General features: G+C 70.7%; 14 protein-coding genes, 1 tRNA gene and 1 pseudogene. 8 read left to right on the forward strand and 8 right to left on the reverse strand.

Going from position 1 to position 17,900, the window contains the following annotated elements:
• Positions 1–66: 66 nt before the first annotated feature.
• Positions 67–744 (forward strand): annotated as a pseudogene (locus tag OG435_RS23255) (class E sortase); the annotation flags it as partial.
• Positions 745–754: 10 nt separating this feature from the next.
• Entirely contained in the window at positions 755–1,474 is a 720-nt protein-coding gene (locus tag OG435_RS23260) for a class E sortase (RefSeq protein WP_266879337.1), read from the forward strand.
• Positions 1,475–1,499: 25 nt separating this feature from the next.
• Here the strand turns inward: OG435_RS23260 and OG435_RS23265 are convergent, their stop codons facing one another.
• The 7 genes from OG435_RS23265 to OG435_RS23295 form a co-directional block, all read right to left on the reverse strand.
• The gene (locus OG435_RS23265) at positions 1,500–2,537 is read right to left on the reverse strand and encodes a restriction endonuclease (protein ID WP_266879339.1); all 1,038 of its coding nucleotides are present in this window, start codon (positions 2,535–2,537) and stop codon (positions 1,500–1,502) included.
• Between the two features lie 144 nt (positions 2,538–2,681).
• Entirely contained in the window at positions 2,682–4,715 is a 2,034-nt protein-coding gene (pknB, locus tag OG435_RS23270) for a Stk1 family PASTA domain-containing Ser/Thr kinase (RefSeq protein ID WP_266879340.1), read from the reverse strand.
• A 214-nt stretch (positions 4,716–4,929) separates the two neighbouring features.
• Positions 4,930–6,396, reverse strand: coding sequence for a peptidoglycan D,D-transpeptidase FtsI family protein (locus OG435_RS23275; protein ID WP_266879342.1), 1,467 nt, complete (start codon positions 6,394–6,396; stop codon positions 4,930–4,932).
• Entirely contained in the window at positions 6,393–7,817 is a 1,425-nt protein-coding gene (locus OG435_RS23280) for an FtsW/RodA/SpoVE family cell cycle protein (RefSeq protein WP_266879344.1), read from the reverse strand. Before OG435_RS23280 ends, OG435_RS23275 begins: the two co-directional genes overlap by 4 nt.
• A 31-nt stretch (positions 7,818–7,848) precedes the next feature.
• Positions 7,849–9,324 carry a PP2C family protein-serine/threonine phosphatase gene (locus tag OG435_RS23285; RefSeq protein ID WP_266879346.1) on the reverse strand — a complete coding sequence of 492 codons (1,476 nt, stop codon included), beginning with the start codon at positions 9,322–9,324 and terminating at the stop codon, positions 7,849–7,851.
• Positions 9,325–9,465: 141 nt separating this feature from the next.
• Positions 9,466–9,972 carry an FHA domain-containing protein FhaB/FipA gene (locus OG435_RS23290; RefSeq protein ID WP_266879347.1) on the reverse strand — a complete coding sequence of 169 codons (507 nt, stop codon included), beginning with the start codon at positions 9,970–9,972 and terminating at the stop codon, positions 9,466–9,468.
• A gap of 10 nt (positions 9,973–9,982) precedes the next feature.
• Positions 9,983–10,816 carry an FhaA domain-containing protein gene (locus OG435_RS23295; RefSeq protein ID WP_266879349.1) on the reverse strand — a complete coding sequence of 278 codons (834 nt, stop codon included), beginning with the start codon at positions 10,814–10,816 and terminating at the stop codon, positions 9,983–9,985.
• A 293-nt stretch (positions 10,817–11,109) separates the two neighbouring features.
• Between OG435_RS23295 and OG435_RS23300 the strand changes: the two genes are divergently transcribed.
• The 6 genes from OG435_RS23300 (at position 11,110) to OG435_RS23325 (ending at position 16,661) form a co-directional block, all read left to right on the forward strand.
• Positions 11,110–11,192, forward strand: a tRNA-Leu gene (locus OG435_RS23300).
• Between the two features lie 205 nt (positions 11,193–11,397).
• Positions 11,398–13,098, forward strand: a complete 1,701-nt coding sequence (locus tag OG435_RS23305; protein WP_266879351.1) for a sensor histidine kinase — start codon at positions 11,398–11,400, stop codon at positions 13,096–13,098.
• A gap of 20 nt (positions 13,099–13,118) precedes the next feature.
• Positions 13,119–13,766, forward strand: a complete 648-nt coding sequence (locus OG435_RS23310; protein ID WP_266882012.1) for a response regulator — start codon at positions 13,119–13,121, stop codon at positions 13,764–13,766.
• A gap of 46 nt (positions 13,767–13,812) precedes the next feature.
• Entirely contained in the window at positions 13,813–15,297 is a 1,485-nt protein-coding gene (locus OG435_RS23315) for a DUF2252 domain-containing protein (protein ID WP_266879353.1), read from the forward strand.
• Positions 15,298–15,405: 108 nt separating this feature from the next.
• On the forward strand, positions 15,406–16,257 hold the full coding sequence (locus tag OG435_RS23320) for a J domain-containing protein (protein ID WP_266879355.1): 852 nt from the start codon (positions 15,406–15,408) through the stop codon (positions 16,255–16,257).
• Between the two features lie 59 nt (positions 16,258–16,316).
• Positions 16,317–16,661: a rhodanese-like domain-containing protein gene (locus OG435_RS23325; protein ID WP_250738739.1), complete on the forward strand. Its 345-nt coding sequence runs from the start codon at positions 16,317–16,319 to the stop codon at positions 16,659–16,661.
• A 22-nt stretch (positions 16,662–16,683) separates the two neighbouring features.
• Here OG435_RS23325 and OG435_RS23330 read toward each other — a convergent pair whose 3' ends face one another.
• Positions 16,684–17,832: an acyl-CoA dehydrogenase family protein gene (locus OG435_RS23330; protein WP_266879358.1), complete on the reverse strand. Its 1,149-nt coding sequence runs from the start codon at positions 17,830–17,832 to the stop codon at positions 16,684–16,686.
• Positions 17,833–17,900 lie beyond the last annotated feature (68 nt).

The raw sequence follows: 17,900 nt of genomic DNA on the forward strand, positions 1-17,900 counted from the left end.
CGCGGCCGGAGCGGGGGCCGGGGCCGGGGACGGCGGCGCAGGCGGCCGGCCTCCGGCGGGCCGGTCGTGGTCGTCAGCAGGCTCGCCGGGGAGCTGTTCATCACGCTGGGCCTGGTGATGCTCCTCTTCGTCGGCTACCAGCTCTGGTACACGAACTTCCTGGCGGGCCGGACGGCCGACAACGCGGCCGGCTCGCTCCTCAAGACCTGGGACCGCGACCCGGCCGGGGCGGCCGCGCCGCCGGTGGCGGCCTTCGAACCGGGGCAAGGCTTCGCGATCCTGTACATCCCGAAGCTGGACGTGAAGGTGCCGGTCGCGGAGGGGACGAACAAGGCCAAGGTCCTCGACAAGGGCATGGTCGGCCACTACGGCGAGGCGCCGCTCGCGACCGGGATGCCGGCCGATCCCCAGGGCAACTTCGCGCTGGCGGGCCACCGGAACACGCACGGCGAACCGTTCCGCTACATCAACCGGCTGGTGCCGGGGGACAAGATCGTGGTGGAGACCCGGGACGCGTACTACACGTACGAGATGACCTCGCAGCTCGCGCAGACCCCGCCGTCGAACGTGTCGGTCATCAAGCCGGTGCCCGTCGGATCGGGCTTCACTTCCCCGGGCCGGTACATCACGCTGACCACCTGCACCCCGGAGTTCACCAGCACCTACCGGATGATCGTATGGGGCAGGATGACCGGTGAACGCCCCCGCAGCCAGGGTGCTCCGCCCGAGCTGAACAGCCCGTAGAGGATCCGCAGTGTCACGTGTCGCACCGCCCCCGCGCCGCAGCGCCCTCGCGGGGTTCCTGAGCCTGCTGGGCGAGCTCCTGATCACGGCGGGCCTGGTGCTCGGGCTGTTCGTGGCGTACTCCCTGTGGTGGACCAACGTCCTCGCGGACCGGGACGCCTCAGCGCGCGGGGACGCGGTGCGCGAGCAGTGGGACCGGGCGGCGCCCTCCCCGTCGGCGTCCGCGGCGCCGGGCGCGCTGGACGTCCAGGGCGGGGTCGGCTTCCTGCACGTGCCGGCGATGAAGAACGGCGAGGTGCTGGTCAAACGGGGCACCAGCTCGGAGGTCCTGAACGACGGTGTCGCGGGCTACTACACGGAACCGGTGAAGTCGGCCCTGCCGTGGGACCCGGCGGGCGGCAACTTCGCGCTGGCGGCGCACCGCGACGGGCACGGGGCCAAGTTCCACAACATCGACAAGCTGAAGAACGGCGACGCGGTCGTCTTCGAGACCCGCGACACCTGGTACGTGTACACGGTCTTCGCCGACCTCACCCAGACCTCGAAGTACAACGTGGACGCGATCGGCCCGATCCCCAAGCAGTCGGGCCGCACGGCCCCGGGCCGCTACATCACCCTGACGACCTGCACCCCGGTGTACACCTCGAAGTACCGCTACATCGTCTGGGGCGAACTGGTCCGCGCGGAAAAGGTCGACGCGAAGCGAACGCCTCCGGCGGAGCTGCGCTGACGGCGACAGCTTGTCGCTGTCGAAATCACCGCAGCACCTGGAGCACCACTCCGGCGCTCCAGGCCTCCAGAAGCCCCCTGTGGACGGCCGTGACGCCCCCCTGAGCGGCGATGGCCAGGGATTCGCGTGTGAAGGCGCAGGTGGCCACGTAGAGGGCCACGTCGGCCCGCCGCAGCACTTTGGCGGCGCCCAGGAACTTCTGCATCTCGCCACTGAGCACGTGCCGGAAGGGCGCGAAGTTCTTGCCCTGGACGGCGACCAGGCGTCCGTCCGCCGTCTTGGCGGTGATGTCGACCCCGCGGTCGCCGCCGTGCCCGCCGTACACCTCGACGTCGGTGCAGCCGTCGCGGCGGAGCAGGCCGGCGACGTGCTGCTGGAATTCCTTCCGGGTCATGGCGTCGATGGTGCCGATGACTCCGGTGAGCGCCCTCACGTCCTGGCCCCGCTGGAGGCGGCTGAGCTGTAGGTCGTGCTCGACGAGCCGCTGCTGGATCTGCTCGACGTCTTCCCGAAGGGAGATCAGTTCGTGGCGCTGTTCGACGGAGGTCTCGATGAGGACGTTCAGCATGGGCACGATGGTCTTGCCGAGTACGTCGGTGATCCGGCTGTCGATCCGCTCGTCGAGCTCGTCAGAGCGGGAGCTGTGGACAGAGTTATCCACAGCCTGCGTACGGACCTCGCCTTCGGTGTCGAGGAGGTACGCACGCACCTGACGTGCGACTTTGCTGTCGCGGAGCAGCATTCCGACGTTCAGGACGGTCCGTCGGGAGTAGAGGGCGATGGCCGCGGCGCGGCTGCTGAGCCCACTGACTTGCTTAAAGTAAGTCAGTTCTGCACCTGTCAAAACCCGATAGCCGTTGGCTGAGAGTTCGTCCCGGTGATCGAACACCAAGGCGTCCATGACCTGGATGCTGACCTCGTAGTAAGCCGCCACCATCGCCGTCGTCACGTGCAGCCGGTCCGGCAGGAGCGACAGCGCCTTCACCCTGTCCAGTACTTCCGTCCGCTCCAGGACGCTCGTGCGCAGAGTCCTGGACTCGAGCAGCACCGATTCGTTGATCATGATCCGACCCTCCCGGGTGGGCTCCGCTGCCCGCCCCGTCCGGGTTAACGAATTTCGTACATATGAAGACATGTACGTACGGAAAACGGGTCCGGCTCCTCTCGGGGAGAGGGGCCGGACCCGTTCGTGCTCGGGGGTGTGGGGCTAGTTGCTGAGGCCGCCGATGAAGCCGCCGCCTCCGCCGTCGTTGCCGCCGTTCTGTTGGTTGTCGGGCTGCGTGTTCACGTTGATCACCATGCCGATGGTCGCCGGGCTGCCGACCTGCGGGTCCGTGCTCAGGATCCGCGCCTTGCCGTCCGAGGAGCCCGACAGGACGGATCCGAAGATCAGGCCCTTGGAGGCGAGCTCGGCCCTGGCCTGGTTGATGGTCCTGCCGACCAGGTTCGGGACCGTGAGCTGCTGGACCGGCTTGGCGACCGAGATGTTGACCGTCGAGCCGACTTCGACCTGGCCGTTGGGGCCGGGGTCCTGGCTGACGACCGTCTTGGGGGCCGTGCCCGGGGGCGCGTCGACCTCCGTGACGCTGCCGAGCTTCAGCTTGAGGGCCTGCAGGGCCTTCGAAGCGTCGCCCTGGCTCTTGCCGGTCAGGTCCGGGACGGTCACCTTGGAGATTTCCTTGGCCACCGTCAACGAGATCGTCGAGCCCTTCTCGGCCTCGCCGCTCTTCGGGTTCTGCTCGATGACGGTGCCGGGGGGCTGGTCGGACTCGACGAGCTTCTTGTCGATCTGGAAGCCCTTCTCCTGGAGCGCCTTCTCCGCGTCGGCGATCGCCAGCCTGATGACGTTCGGGACGAGGACCTTGGAGGGGCCCGTGGAGACCTTCACCTTGATCACGGAGTTCTTGTCGACCTTGACGTTCTCGGCCGGATCCTGCTCGCAGACGCTGCCCTTGGGGGCGGCGTCGCAGGCCATCTCCCCGACCTGCTCGACGCTGAGGCCGACGTTGGTGGCGTTCGCCTTGGCCGCTTCGAGGGTTTCGCCGATGAGCTTGGGCACTGCCGGCCGGTTGTCGGCCTTGTTCTCGAAGAGGACGCGTCCGATGAGGATCGCGCCGACGAGGACGAGGATTCCGGCGGTGACCAGCAGGAGAGTGGAGGCCTTGCTCTTCTTCTGCGGACGCCGGCCGCGGCCGCCCTGGTCGTAGCCGCCCTGGTCTGCGTACCCGGCGGTCCCGTATCCACCGTCGCCCGGAGGCATCGGCGGGAGCATGGAGGTCTGGTTCGGGTCGGCGGTGCGCAGGGCGGTGGTGGGCTGGTCGTAGCCCTGGGGTCCGTATCCGTTGCCCTGGTCGGGGTAGCCGTAGCCGGCGGCGCCCATGGAGGCGGTGGCGGCGACGGGCTGGCCGTCGAGGCAGGCCTCGATGTCGGCGCGCATCTCGTCGGCGGACTGGTAGCGGTAGTCGGCGTCCTTGACCAGCGCCTTCAACACGATCGCGTCCATCTCGGGCGTGATCTCGGAGTCGAAGTTCGACGGGGGCTGGGGCTCTTCCCGTACGTGCTGGTAGGCGACCGCGACCGGGGAGTCCCCGATGAAGGGGGGCCGGACGGCGAGGAGCTCGTACAGCAGGCAGCCGGCCGAGTAGAGGTCGGAGCGCGCGTCGACCTGCTCGCCCCTGGCCTGCTCCGGGGAGAGGTACTGGGCGGTGCCGATGACGGCGGCGGTCTGCGTCATGGTCATGCCGGAGTCGCCCATGGCGCGGGCGATGCCGAAGTCCATGACCTTGACCTGGCCGGAGCGGGTCAGCATGACGTTCGCGGGCTTGATGTCGCGGTGCACGATGCCGGCGCGGTGCGAGTACTCCAGCGCCTGGAGGATGCCGATGCACATCTCCAGGGTGCGCTCGGGCAGCAGCTTGCGGCCGGAGTGCAGGAGCTCGCGCAGGGTCGAGCCGTCGACGTACTCCATCACGATGTACGGGATGGAGATGTTGTCGACGTAGTCCTCGCCGGTGTCGTACACGGCGACGATCGCCGGGTGGTTGAGCGATGCGGCCGACTGGGCCTCGCGCCGGAACCGGGCCTGGAAGGACGGGTCGCGAGCGAGATCGGCGCGCAGGGTCTTGACGGCGACGGTACGGCCGAGCCGGGTGTCGTGGGCGAGGTAGACCTCGGCCATGCCACCACGGCCGAGCACGTGGCTCAGCTCGTACCGGCCGCCGAGGCGACGCGGCTCTTCCATAACGTGCAGCCCTCTCCGTCAGTCCCGACCGCACCCGTGTGTGGTCCGGCGGTGTGCTGTTCGCGCAAAGGCTACCGGCCGATCGCCGGTGATCGGTTCGTGACCACAGGCTGATACCGGACCGGTACCGTACGCTCGGATCCGGGCGGGAATGGTGACCCGGATCACAGGTGTGTGCCCCTTGCGGCTCTCGCGCTCCCTTCGGCCCCGCCCGTTACCCCTTGGTGCTCTTGAGGACGGCCTGCATGACGGCCTTGGCCACGGGGGCGGCGAGGCCGCCGCCGCTGATGTCCTCGCGGTCCGCTGCGCTGTCCTCGATGACGACGGCGACGGCGACCGGCGAGCTGCCGTCGGGGTTCTCGGCGTAGGAGATGAACCAGGCGTACGGGCGCTTCTTGTTGCCCTCGCCGTGCTGGGCGGTGCCGGTCTTGCCGCCGACGACGGTGCCGGGGATCTTGGCCTTGTCGCCGGTGCCGTTCTGGACGACGTTGACCATCATGTCCCGGACCTTCTTCGCGTTCTCGACGGAGAGGGGCCGGCTCATTTCCTGCGGCTCGTGCTTCTCGACGATGTCGAGGCCGGGGGATTCGAGGTGGCTGACCATGTACGGCTTCATCAGCTTGCCGTTGTTGGCGATGGCGGCGGTGACCATGGCCATCTGCAGCGGGGTGGCCGCGGTGTTGAACTGGCCGATGGAGCTCTGGGCGTTGCCGTCGGGGCTCATGGTCTTGTCGTAGACGCTGGCGAAGGCGCGGACCGGGGTGTCGATCTTGTCGTTGTTGAAGCCGAACTTCTCGGCGGTCTTCACCATGTTGTCCCGCCCCACCTTGTCGCCCATGTGGGCGAAGACGGAGTTGCAGGAGACCTGCAGGGCGTAGTTGAGCGTGGCCTTGCCGCAGTTCTGGGCGTGGTTGACCATCGGCGTCCTGGTGCCCGGGAGGATGTACGGGTCATCGGTGTCGGTCGGCGCGTTGATGTCCGTGACGACCCCGTTCTCCAGGGCCGCGGCGGCGGTGACCACCTTGAAGGTGGAGCCGGGCGGGTAGGTCTCGCGCAGGGCGCGGTTGACGAGCTTCTTGTCCTCGCTGTCCTTGAGCTCGACCCAGGCCTTCTCGTCGGTCTTCGAGTTGCCGGCGAAGGAGCTGGGGTCGTACGAGGGGGTGCTGACCAGGGCGAGGATCGCGCCGGTGCGCGGGTCGATCGCCGCGACGGCGCCCTTCTTGTCGCCGAGCTTGTCGAACGCGGCCTTCTGCGCGGCGGCGTTGAGCGTCGTGACGACGTTGCCGCCCTGCTTCTTCTCGCCGGTGAACATGCCGATGGTGCGGTCGAAGAAGAGCCGGTCGTCGTTGCCGGTGAGGATGCCGTCCTCGAGGGACTCCAGCTGCGTGGAGCCGAAGGCCTGCGAGGCGTAGCCGGTCACGGGGGCCCAGAGCGGACCGTCGAGGTAGGTCCGCTTGAACTTGTAGTCGCTGCCGTCGGTGACGGCGGAGCCGGTGATCGGCTTGCCCCCGACGATGATGTTGCCGCGCTCGGTGGCGTACTGGGCGATCTGGACCCGCCGGTTCTCCTTGCGGGTGCTCAGCTCCTCGGCCTTGACGTACTGGAGCCAGTTGGTCCGCACGAGCAGTGCCAGGACGAGCAGCCCGCAGAAGATCGAGATGCGGCGCAGGGGCTTGTTCATGACGGGCGGACCACCTGGGTCATCTCGGAGTCGGGGGACGGTGCCGGGGCCGGGGCAGGGCGGCGTGCGGTGTCGCTGATCCGGATGAGGACGGCGATGAGGATCCAGTTCGCGAGCACGGACGAGCCGCCGGCCGCGAGGAAGGGCATGGTCATGCCGGTCAGGGGGATGAGGCCCATGACTCCGCCGGCGACCACGAAGACCTGGAGTGCGAAGGCGCCGGAGAGCCCGATCGCGAAGAGCTTGCCGAAGGGGTCGCGGGCGGCCAGCGCGGTGCGCACGCCCCGCTCGATGATCAGGCCGTAGAGCAGCAGGAAGGCCATGACGCCGGTGAGCCCGAGCTCCTCGCCGACGGTGGAGAAGATGAAGTCGGAGTTGGCGGCGAACAGGATGAGGTCGGAGTGGCCCTGTCCCAAGCCGGTGCCGAGGACCCCGCCGGAGCCGAAGGTCATGATCGACTGGCCGACCTGCTGGCAGGCGTCGGACGTCTCGTAGCAGCTGAAGGGGTCGAGCCAGGCGTTCACGCGGGCCTGGACGTGGCTGGCGGTGGAGCCGACCACGGCGGCCCCGCCCACGCTCATGAGCAGGCCGATCACGATCCAGCTGGTGCGCTCGGTGGCGACGTACAGCATGATCACGAACATGCCGAAGAAGAGCAGCGAGGTGCCGAGGTCGTTCTCGAAGACCAGGACGAGCAGGCTCATCGCCCAGATCATCAGGATCGGGCCGAGGTCGCGGCCGCGCGGCAGGTAGAGGCCCATGAAGCGGCGGCTGGCGAGGGCCAGGGCGTCGCGCTTGACCATGAGGTAGCCGGCGAAGAAGACGGCGATGACGATCTTGGCGAACTCGCCGGGCTGGATCGAGAAACCACCGACGCTGATCCAGATCTTGGCGCCGAAGACGTCGGCTCCCAGACCCGGGATCACGGGCAGGATCAGCAGCACGAGTGCGGCGGCCATGGAGATGTACGTGAACCGCTGGAGCACGCGGTGGTCCTTGAGGACCAGGAGCACGCCGGCGAACAGGGCGATGGCGAGGGCCGTGTACATCATCTGCCGGGGTGCGGACTCGGTGAAGGCGCCGAACTGCCGCTTCGCCAGGCTCTGCAGGCGCTCGGACTGGTCGAGGCGCCAGATCAGGACGAGGCCGAGCCCGTTGAGGAGCGTGGCGATCGGCAGCAGCAGCGGGTCGGCGTGCTTGGCGTAGCGCCGTACGACGAAGTGGGCGATGGCCGCCAGGACGCCGAGGCCGAGCCCGTAGGTGAGCATGCCCGGGGGCAGCTTGCCGTCGATCGCCAGGCCCGTGTTGGCGTAGGCGAACATCGTGATGACCACGGCGAAGACGAGCAGCAGGAGCTCGGTGTTCCGCCGACTGGGCAGCTCGATGGCGCCGATGGTGGTCGTGTTGGTGACAACGCTCATGGTGTGACGGGCCCCCTGTGCCCGCGTATGACTACTGCTTATCGCACTGGCTGACGACCTGCTGCTCGGCGGCAGTCAGGACGGGGCCGGGCGTTTGGTTGCCCTGTGCCTCGGCCGCGCGCCGTTGCTCGTCCTTCTTGCACGCGGAGGCCTGGGTACCGAGTTCGTCGATCTTCGTGCGGGCGGCGTCGAGGCTGCTCTCGCTGATCGTGTCCTCGACCTGCTTGCGCTTGAAGGGCGGCAGGTACTTCAGTTCGATGTCGGGGCGGTCGGTCTCCACCTTGGAGAGCTCCAGCGGGCCCAGCTTCTGGCTGATCCCGCGGAAGAGCGCGACGTGTTCGTCCTTGGCGCCGACGTAGAACTGCGTCTGGGTCCAGCGGTAGCCCGCGTAGAGTCCGCCGCCGATGACACCGAGGACCACGAGCAGCGTGAGCGTGCGCGTGGTCCACTTGCGGCCCTTGCCGCGGCGCCTGCGCGGGTGGTCGTACGTGTCCTCGTACCCGGAGTCGCCGTCGTACGGGTCGGCCTCGCCGAAGCTGCCGTACCCGTCGGCTCCGCCGCCCTGTCCCTGGGCGCCGTAACCGCCGTAACCCGGTGCCTCACCGCTGCCGGGAGGGCCGAAGGCGCCGGCGGGCGGGGGGCTCTGGCGGCCGAGCCCGGAGGCGCGGCCGGCCGGGGTCTGCATGGCGTTGCCGCCGTCGAAGAGCTGGTGGTGCTGGTTCTCGGCGACCGCGCCGACGACGACCGGGGTGTCGTTGACCTGCGCGGCCAGGGTGTCGTTGCTGTCGGTGTCGAGGACGTCGGCCACGATGCACGTGATGTTGTCGGGGCCGCCGCCGCGCAGCGCGAGCTGGATGAGCGAGGCCACGGTCTCGCGGGGGCCGTGGTAGTCGGCGAGGGTCTCTTCCAGGGTCTGGTGGGAGACCACGCCGGAGAGTCCGTCGGAGCAGATCAGGTAGCGGTCGCCGACCCGGACCTCGCGGATGGAGAGGTCGGGCTCGACGATGTCGCCGCTGCCCAGGGCTCTCATCAGCAGGGAGCGCTGCGGGTGGGTGGTGGCTTCCTCTTCGGTGATCCGGCCCTCGTCGACCAGGCGCTGCACCCAGGTGTGGTCCTGGGTGATCTGCGTGAGGACGCCGTCGCGGAGCAGGTAGGCGCGGGAGTCGCCGACGTGGACCAGGCCGAGGCGCTGGCCCGTCCACAGCAGGGCGGTGAGCGTGGTGCCCATGCCCTCGAGCTGGGGGTCCTCCTCGACCATGACGCGCAGCTGGTCGTTGGCGCGCTGCACCGCGGTGCTGAGCGCGGTGAGCATGTCGGAGCCCGGGACGTCGTCGTCGAGCTGCACGAGGGCGGAGATCACCTCGGAGCTGGCGACCTCACCGGCGGCCTGGCCGCCCATGCCGTCGGCGATCGCGAGGAGACGGGGGCCGGCGTAGCCGGAGTCCTCGTTGCCCTCCCGGATCATGCCCTTGTGCGATCCGGCGGCGAACCGCAGGGACAGACTCATGCGCACCTGCCCTGTGGATGCCTCGGGGTACAACCGGTCTTGAGCCACACTGCCCACCCTCCGGCCTGGAGCGCGCTCGGGTCCGTGTCCCCGGTGGGACGGACCGCTGCGGCTCGCTCGCTCCGCTCGCTCATTCTCGTACTACTTCCGCAGCTCGATGACGGTCTTGCCGATGCGGATCGGGGCGCCCGGCGGAATGGGCGTCGGGGTGGTCAGCCGGGTCCGGTCGAGATACGTGCCGTTGGTGGACCCGAGATCCTCGACGATCCACTGGCCGTCACGGTCGGGGTAGATCCTGGCATGCCGGCTGGAGGCGTAGTCGTCGTCCAGCACGATCGTGGAGTCGTGGGCGCGGCCCAGGGTGATCGTCTGGCCGGCGAGGGCCACCGTGGTGCCCGTGAGGGTGCCCTCGGAGACGACGAGTTTGGTCGGCGCACCGCGGCGCTGGCGCTGCTGCGGTGGGGCCGCGGCCTGGCGGCCGCCCTGCTGGGCCGGGGCGCCGGAAGCGCCCCCGCCGCGTCGGGAACCGCGCTGCGTGACTCTCGTACCGAAGAGATCGCTGCGGATGACCTGGACGGCCACGATGACGAACAGCCACAGAACGGCCAGGAAACCCAACCGCATGACCGTCAGGGTCAGCTCTGACATTGCCCCCGCTTCACCCTTCGGCTTGCCGGTAAATGATGGTGGTGGATCCCACGACGATCCGCGAACCGTCGCGGAGCGTAGCGCGGGTGGTGTGCTGCCCGTCCACCACGATGCCGTTGGTGGACCCGAGATCCTGGATGGTCGAGGGCGTTCCGGTCCGGATCTCACAGTGCCGGCGCGATACGCCGGGGTCGTCGATCCGCACGTCGGCTTCGGTGCTTCGGCCGAGTACGAGCGTAGGGCGTGAGATCTGGTGGCGGGTGCCGTTGATCTCGATCCAGTGGCGCCGGACGGCGCCTGCGGTGGGTACGGGTGCCGGTCCGCCGGGTACCGGCCTGCGTGCGCCGGCCCCGCCCGGGGGCGGACCCGCGGGCATGGGGGGCGCGGAGGCCGGGGGGTACCCGTAGCCGCCGGGCCGGTCCGGGGGGGCCTGGTGGCCCTGCCCCTGGCCCGCGCCGGGCTGGGAGGTGCTGGAGGCGAGCGTGCGGCTGCGGACCCGGTAGAGACCGGTGTCCAGGTCGTCGGCCTTCTCCAGCTGGACCTTGATGGGGCCCATGAAGCTGTAGCGCTGCTGCTTGGCGTAGTCGCGGACCAGGCCCGCGAGCTCGTCGCCGAGCTGGCCGGAGTAGGGGCTCAGGCGCTCGTAGTCGCCCGTGCTCAGCTCCACGATGAAGTCGTTGGGGACAACGGTCCGCTCGCGGTTCCAGATGGTGGCGTTGTTGTCGCACTCGCGCTGGAGGGCGCCCGCGATCTCCACCGGCTGGACCTCGGACTTGAACACCTTGGCGAAGGTGCCGTTCACCAGACCTTCGAGTCGCTGCTCGAACCGCTTCAGGACTCCCATGGGGCACCTCCTCCGTCGTTGTCGCCCTGTACTGCTTACTGATCGTATCCACGCATGGCGGATTCGGGTGGTTCCCCATCGGTCACGTGCGCATGAGTGTTGGTCCTCACAAGCGATCGTAGGGGCGCCCCGAGGACAGTGTCCCGCACCGGCGGCCGGGTGCGGGAGGGGCGGTCGTCGGCGGGCGTCGGGAGAGCACGAAAAGCGATGTGAATCCAGCCCCTCCGACGTGCTAATGTTCCGATGTCGCCAGGGGAACGGCCCGCAAGGGAAGAGCCGCTGGTAGTCACTTTGCGCGAGTGGCGGAACGGCAGACGCGCTGGCTTCAGGTGCCAGTGTCCTTCGGGACGTGGGGGTTCAAATCCCCCCTCGCGCACAGAGTGAAGAGCCCCCGCTCCGGAGAAATCCGGAGCGGGGGCTCTTTCGTCGTGCCCGGGGGACCCCGGAGGGTGTCCGGGATGCGGACGCGCGCGTGACGAGGGTCTCGGCGCGGGTGCGGACTGCGCCGGGAGACTTTCGTAGCGGGTGGGCGCGACGAAAGAGGGAGGCCTGACGGGGGCGCCGTGTCTAGGGTCGGTCGCGTGGATGTGACGGCGAGGGCGCGTGCGGGACGGGACTGGGTGAAGGGGCCCGAGCCCTGGACCCGGCGGATGCTGGCGGGGGACCTGGCACTGGCCGGGCTGCTGGTGCTGGTCGGGCTGGGGATCGAGGAGATCGACAAGGGTTCCCCGGCGCGGATGCTGGCCAGTTCCGTGGTCGTGGTGGTGCTGACCCTGCTGCGGCGGCGGTTGCCCGTGTTCACGCTGGTGGCCGGCTCGGCGCTGAGCGCCTACCTGCCGGGGGCCTTCCTCGTGGTGATCCCGCTCGGCTGGTCGGCGGGGCGCCGCATCGTCGGCGTCGGACGGGCGCTCGGCGCCTTCACCGCGGCCTTCGCCCTGGCCGTCGCCCTCAGCGTGGTCAAGGACTGGTCGCAGGGCCGCGCGGTGCTGATCATCGTCTTCAGCGCGCTGATGTTCCTCGCCATGGTGGTCATGCCCGGTCTGGCCAGCCGCTACTGGTCCCAGCGCCATACGCTGCTGCGCGCCCTCCAGGAGCGCAACGCCCAGTTGCTGCGCGAGCGGGCCATGGTCGCGGGCCAGGCCCGGCTGCGCGAACGCCAGCGCATCGCCCAGGACATGCACGACAGCCTTGGCCACCAGCTCGCGCTGATCTCGGTGCACACCGGTGCGCTGGAGGTTGATCCGGTCCTGACCGACCGGCAGCGCGAGGCGGTGGGAGTCCTGCGGCAGGCCTCGGTCGCCGCCATGCACGAGCTGCGCGAGGTCGTCGGCATCCTGCGCGACGGGGTGGAGGCGCCGCTGCCGGTCGAGGAGGCGCAGCCCGCCGCTCGCGGGGTGGCGGGGATCGCCGGGATCGTGGAGTCGGCGCGGAGCGCGGGGACGGACGTACGGCTCACCACCGCGGGGCAGCCCAGGCCGCTGGTCGCGGCGTGCGACCACGCGGCGTACCGGATCGCGCAGGAGGCGATGACCAACGCCTACAAGCACGCGCCGGGCGCGCCCATCACGGTGGAGCTGCGGTACGAGGACGACTCCCTGGTGGTGGAGATCGCCAACGGACCGGCGGCCGGTCCGGGCACCGGTGAGGTGGTGTCCGGTGGGCAGGGGCTGACCGGGCTGCGCGAACGGGCCCGGCTGGTGGGCGGCATGGTCTACGCGGGGACCGTGGAGGGCGGCGGGTTCCGGGTGGCCGGGGTGCTTCCCTACGGGACCGAGCCGGCCGGGGCCCGGGAGCGGGGGATGGGCGGGGTCGCCGACGACTTCGGGCAGCAGGTGCAGGCCAGGACCCTCGGCTCGGGCGCGGGTGCCGGGCCGGTGGACTGGGACGCGATCGACCGGAAGCTGCTGAGCGGCGGCAGCCGCGTCGGGGGCGTGACGCTGGGCTGCGGGATCGCGGTCGCCGCCGTGGTGGTGCTGCTGATCGTGATCGGAGCCGCGGTGGCGCTGCTGGTGGGCTCGGTGAGCGACGCGAGCATCGGCCGGGCCGACTACGACGAGATCCAGGTGGGCGAGCCGGAGGGCGCGGTACGGTCGCGGCTGCCCAGCGGGGACAGCATCCTGACCGAGGGACTCGACCGGCAGGGGCCGCCGCGTCCGCGGGGCGCCAGCTGTCTGACCCTGCTCGCGGACGGCGGCGGAGACTGGGACAGCGACAGCGTTTTCCGGTTCTGCTTCAAGGACGGCAAGCTCGTCGACAAGCAGGCGTACGAGGCCAAGCAGTAGGAGCAGGGGTGACAGCCAAGGTGATCCGCGTGGTGATCGCTGACGACGAACCGCTGATCCGGGCCGGGATCAGGATGATCCTGACCTCGGCGGCGGACATCGAGGTCGTCGCCGAGGCGGCGAACGGCCGGGAGGCGGTGGAACTGGCGCGGGCGCACGGCCCGGACGTGGTGCTGCTGGACATCCAGATGCCGGTGATGGACGGGCTGACGGCACTGGCCGAGCTCGGGCGGGCGGCGCCCGAGGTGCGGGTGCTGATCCTGACCACCTTCGGGGAGAAGGAGAACGTGCTGCGGGCCCTGAGCGGCGGCGGCGCGGGGTTCCTGCTGAAGGACTCGGCGCCCGGCGAACTCATCGGCGCCGTACGGGCGGCCGCGGCGGGGGACGCGTACCTGTCCCCGGCGGCGACCCGGCACGTGGTGGACCAGCTCGCGTCCGGCCGGAGCGCCGGCCGGGAGGAAGGGGCGCGGCGCCGGGTGGCCGAACTGAGCGAGCGCGAGCGCGGGGTACTGGCGCTGCTCGGGGAGGGGCTGTCGAACGCGGACGCGGGGCGCCGGCTGCACATGAGCGAGGCCACGGTGAAGACGTACGTGAGCCGGATCCTGGCGAAGCTGGAATGCGAGAACCGCGTACAGGCGGCCCTGCTGGCCAGGGACGCCGGGCTGTAGATATACGGTCGGGCCGAAATCCGATGGCGATCAGGGGGCGGGGCGCATGACGGCGGTAGCGCGGCAGCACGGTGTGGGACCGGAGTCGACGAAGGTACGGATCCCGGAGGTCGAGGGGTTCGCCCGGCGGGCCGGGTCTTCCTCCGGGTCTCCCTCCGGTTCTGCCGCGGGTTCTGCTCCGGTTTCTTCCGTGGGTTCTCCCCGGGAGGCGGGCAAGGCGCTGCGCGTGCGGGTGCCCCGGTCGGTGCACGCGCGGTTCGAGGCCCCGGCCGACCGTCCGGACGCGGTGCGGGCGGTGGAGGAGTCCAACGTCGGCCGGGTCCCCGAGCTCGCGCCGATACGGGTCGGCCGGATGGCCGCCAACCCCTTCGCCTTCCTGCGCGGCTCGGCCGGGCTGATGGCGCACGACCTCTCCGGCGGTCCCGTGACCGGGATCGGCGCGCAGATCTGCGGAGACGCCCACGCGGCCAACTTCGGCCTGTACGGGGACGCGCGCGGCCGCCTGGTCATCGACCTCAACGACTTCGACGAGACCGTCTTCGGCCCGTGGGAGTGGGACCTCAAGCGGCTGGCCACCTCGCTGGTCCTGGCCGGCCGGGTGGCCGGCGCGGACGAGGACACCTGCCGCGCCGCCGCGCACGATGCGGCGGGCGCCTACCGGCGCACGATGCGCCTGCTCGCCAAACTGCCGGCCCTGGACGCGTGGAACGCCATCGCGGACGAGGAACTGGTCTCGCACACCGATGCCCGTGACCTGCTGGGCACGCTGGAACGCGTCTCGGAGAAGGCCCGCAACAACACCTCCGCACGCTTCGCGGCCAAGTCCACCGAGCTCACGCCCGACGGCGGCCGGGCCTTCGTGGACGCGCTGCCCGTGCTGCGCCGGGTCGGGGACGGGGAGGCGGCGGCCGTGGCGGCCGCGCTGGGCCCGTACCTGGAGACCCTCCAGGGCGACCGGCTGCCGCTGCTGGCCCGGTACGCGATCCACGACGTGGCCTTCCGGGTGGTGGGCACGGGCAGCGTCGGTACCCGCTCCTACGTGGTGCTGCTGCTGGACCACCGGGGTGAGGCACTGGTCCTCCAGGTGAAGGAGGCCAGGCCCTCCGCACTGCTGCCGCACCTGCCGGGGCTCGGCTTCGTCTCCCCGCCGGAGGAGCACGAGGGCCGTCGGGTGGTGGCCGGGCAGAAGCGGATGCAGGTGGTCTCCGACATCCTGCTGGGCTGGACGACGGTGGAGGGGCGGCCCTTCCAGGTCCGCCAGTTCCGCAACCGCAAGGGCAGCGTGGACCCGGCGGCGCTGGCCGCCGACCAGTTCGACGACTACGGGCGGATGACCGGGGCCCTGCTGGCGCGGGCACACGCGCACAGCGCGGATCCGCGGCTGCTGTCCGGGTACTGCGGCAAGAGCGACGAGCTGGACGAGGCCGTGGCCGGCTTCGCCGTGGCCTACGCGGACCGCAGCGAGGCCGACCACGCGGTGCTGGTGGAGGCGGTACGGTCCGGGCGGATCGCGGCGGAGTCCGGGGTCTGAGCGGCTGGAGGCCGAGCCCGTGCACGGGCTCGGGCTCGGGATGTTTCACGTGAAACCGGTGGATGTTTCACGTGAAACACCCGGGCCTGCGGGCCTTAGGCTGGCCGGGTGAGCGAGCAGACTGTTCCCGAAGCGTCCGAGCCCGACTCCACGCCCGGCTCCGGCTCCGGCCCCGCCGCCGACGAGCGGCCCGAGGCGCGCCTGGAGCGCGCCGTGCGGGCCGCCGAGCAGGCGCTGATCGAGTTCGAGATCGCGGTGGAGACCTTCCGGGTGGAGGTGGAGAACTTCTCCCGCCTGCACCACCAGAAGCTCGGACCGATGTATTCGCGGCTGGACGAGCTGGACGCCCTGATCGCCGAGGCGAAGGCGGCGAGGACCGGTGACGCGGAGGACCTGCGCCGTGCGCGCGAGGCCCGCTCGCTGGTGATGCCGATGCCCGGGGTGGACGAGCTGTTCCACGACTGGCTGGACGCGGACGGGATGTCCGACGACGCCTCCGCGATGCTCACGGACCGTGCGGTGCGGCCGCCGGAGCGGGTGCGGCCCTCGGAGGAGGTGCGCCGCCTCTACCGCGAGCTGGTCCGCAAGGCGCATCCCGACCTGGCCCAGGACGAGGCCGAGCGCGAGCGGCGCGACGAGTTCATCGCCCGGGTCAACGCGGCGTACGGGCGCGGCGAGGAGCAGCTGCTGCGTGAGCTGGCCGAGGAGTGGGCGGCCGGCCCGGCGCCGGCGGAGCAGCGGCTGAGCGAGAGCGAGGAGCTGTACGAGCGCCTGGAATGGCTCTCGCGCCGCAAGGAGCTGCTGTCGGTGGTGGCCCGGGACCTGGAGGAGAGCGCGATCGGGTCGATGCTGCGGATGGCTCCGGAGGACCCGGACCGGCTGCTGGAGGAGATCGCCGAACAGCTGCTCGGCGACGTCGAGAAGCGTGAGGCGGAGCTGGCGGCCCTCGCCGCAGAGTGAGGCCGGGGCAGGGTCGGATAGGTTGGCTCAGCTATCCGTGACGAGAGAAGGCGACAGACATGAACTCCGGACCGCTTCCCTCGGTGGCCGCCTCCGCGCTGCCCTCCGAAGCCTTTGTCCTCGACGTTCGCGAGAACGACGAATGGGCGGCCGGCCATGCCGAGGGCGCCCTGCACATCCCGATGAGCGAGTTCGTGGCGCGCATCGGTGAGCTGACCGAGAAGATCGAGGACGAGCGCCCGGTCTACGTGATGTGCAGGGTCGGCGGACGCTCGGCCCAGGTGGCCCAGTACCTGCGGGGCCAGGACATCGACGCCGTGAACGTGGCCGGCGGCATGCAGGACTGGGAGGCCGCGGGCCGCCCGGTCGTCACCGACGCGGGCACCCCGGGCTTCGTCGTCTGAGACGTCTCCGGCCCCTCAGCGGCTAGGCGAGCGGGTGGGCGGCCAGCAGGTCGCCCAGTGCCTCCTCGTGGGCCGCGGCCGGGCCGAGCTGGAGCTCCAGCTGCTTGGCCCAGGCGTGGTAGCGGTGCAGCGGGTAGTCGGTGTCGGCGCCGAAGCCGCCGTGCAGGTGCTGTGCGGTCTGCACGACGCGGCGTACGCCCTCGGAGGCCCAGATCTTGGCCACGGCCACGTCGCCGGCGCTCGGCAGCGGTCCGCCCGCTCCGCCCGTGGCGGCGTCGAGCCGCCAGGCGGCCTGCCAGAGCGTGACCTCCATGGCGCGCAGGTCGATGTAGCGGTCGGCGGCCTGGACGGCGACGGCCTGGAAACTGGCCACCGGGAAGCCGAACTGCTCGCGCTTGCTCGTGTACTGGCTGGTCATGGTGAGCACGTTCTCGCCGAGGCCCAGCGCGAGCGCGCAGGTCCCGGTGGCCAGGAGCTGGCGCAGGTGGTCCCAGGCGCCGGGAGCGTCGATCAGGTGCGCGGCCGGGACCCGTACGCCGTCGAGCGTGAGCTCGGCGAGCCGCTCCCCGCTGGTGGAGTACTGCTCCGCGAGGGACAGGCCCCCGGCGGCCCGGGGGACGAACGCGATGACTGCCTCGCCCTCCCCGGTGTGGGCCGGTACGGCGATCCAGTCGGCGCTGTGCCCCCAGGTGACGGTCGTCTGGAGGCCTTCCAGGACCCAGGTGTCCCCTTCTTGTTCCTGCCGTGCGGTGACGGCCAGTTCGGCCGGGTCGTGGCCGCTGCGGCCGTGCGCGGCGACGGTCAGGACGAGGCTGCCGTTCCCGGCGCCGGGCAGCAGGGCACTCGCCAGCTCGGGGCTGCCGTGGGCCTGGACGGCCATGGCGGTGGCGCAGTGCTCCAGCAGCGGAACGCGGGCCAGGACCCTCGCCGCCTCGCGCAGGACCAGGCACAGGGCGATGGCGTCGAGGCCGGAGCCGCCGTGCTCCTCGGTGAGGACCAGGGTCAGCAGGTCGGAGTCCGCGAGCTTGGCCCAGAGCGCGCGGTCGAACTCCTCGGCCACCGCCCTCGGGGTGAGCGCGGGGCTGGGCACGCCGTCCGGGGCCACGTCCGCGAACACGGCCTTGGCCGCCTCGACGGCGGCCTGCTGCTCCTCGGTGAAGGTGAAGTCCACTGCCTGTCCTCCCGCGTACCCGAATCGTGCTCTGTCTGACGGTGCGTCAAGATAGAACACGTTCCTAA

This window comes from Streptomyces sp. NBC_01264, from assembly GCF_026340675.1.
GTDB lineage: Bacteria > Actinomycetota > Actinomycetes > Streptomycetales > Streptomycetaceae > Streptomyces.

Bases quoted from the DNA above. Each gene is read 5' to 3' on its own strand.
- OG435_RS23265 (WP_266879339.1), bottom strand. From the start codon at position 2,537: ATGATCAACGAATCGGTGCTGCTCGAGTCCAGGACTCTGCGCACGAGC.
- pknB (WP_266879340.1), bottom strand. From the start codon at position 4,715: ATGGAAGAGCCGCGTCGCCTCGGCGGCCGGTACGAGCTGAGCCACGTG.
- OG435_RS23275 (WP_266879342.1), bottom strand. From the start codon at position 6,396: ATGAACAAGCCCCTGCGCCGCATCTCGATCTTCTGCGGGCTGCTCGTC.
- OG435_RS23280 (WP_266879344.1), bottom strand. From the start codon at position 7,817: ATGAGCGTTGTCACCAACACGACCACCATCGGCGCCATCGAGCTGCCC.
- OG435_RS23285 (WP_266879346.1), bottom strand. From the start codon at position 9,324: ATGAGTCTGTCCCTGCGGTTCGCCGCCGGATCGCACAAGGGCATGATC.
- OG435_RS23290 (WP_266879347.1), bottom strand. From the start codon at position 9,972: ATGTCAGAGCTGACCCTGACGGTCATGCGGTTGGGTTTCCTGGCCGTT.
- OG435_RS23295 (WP_266879349.1), bottom strand. From the start codon at position 10,816: ATGGGAGTCCTGAAGCGGTTCGAGCAGCGACTCGAAGGTCTGGTGAAC.
- OG435_RS23315 (WP_266879353.1), top strand. From the start codon at position 13,813: ATGACGGCGGTAGCGCGGCAGCACGGTGTGGGACCGGAGTCGACGAAG.
- OG435_RS23325 (WP_250738739.1), top strand. From the start codon at position 16,317: ATGAACTCCGGACCGCTTCCCTCGGTGGCCGCCTCCGCGCTGCCCTCC.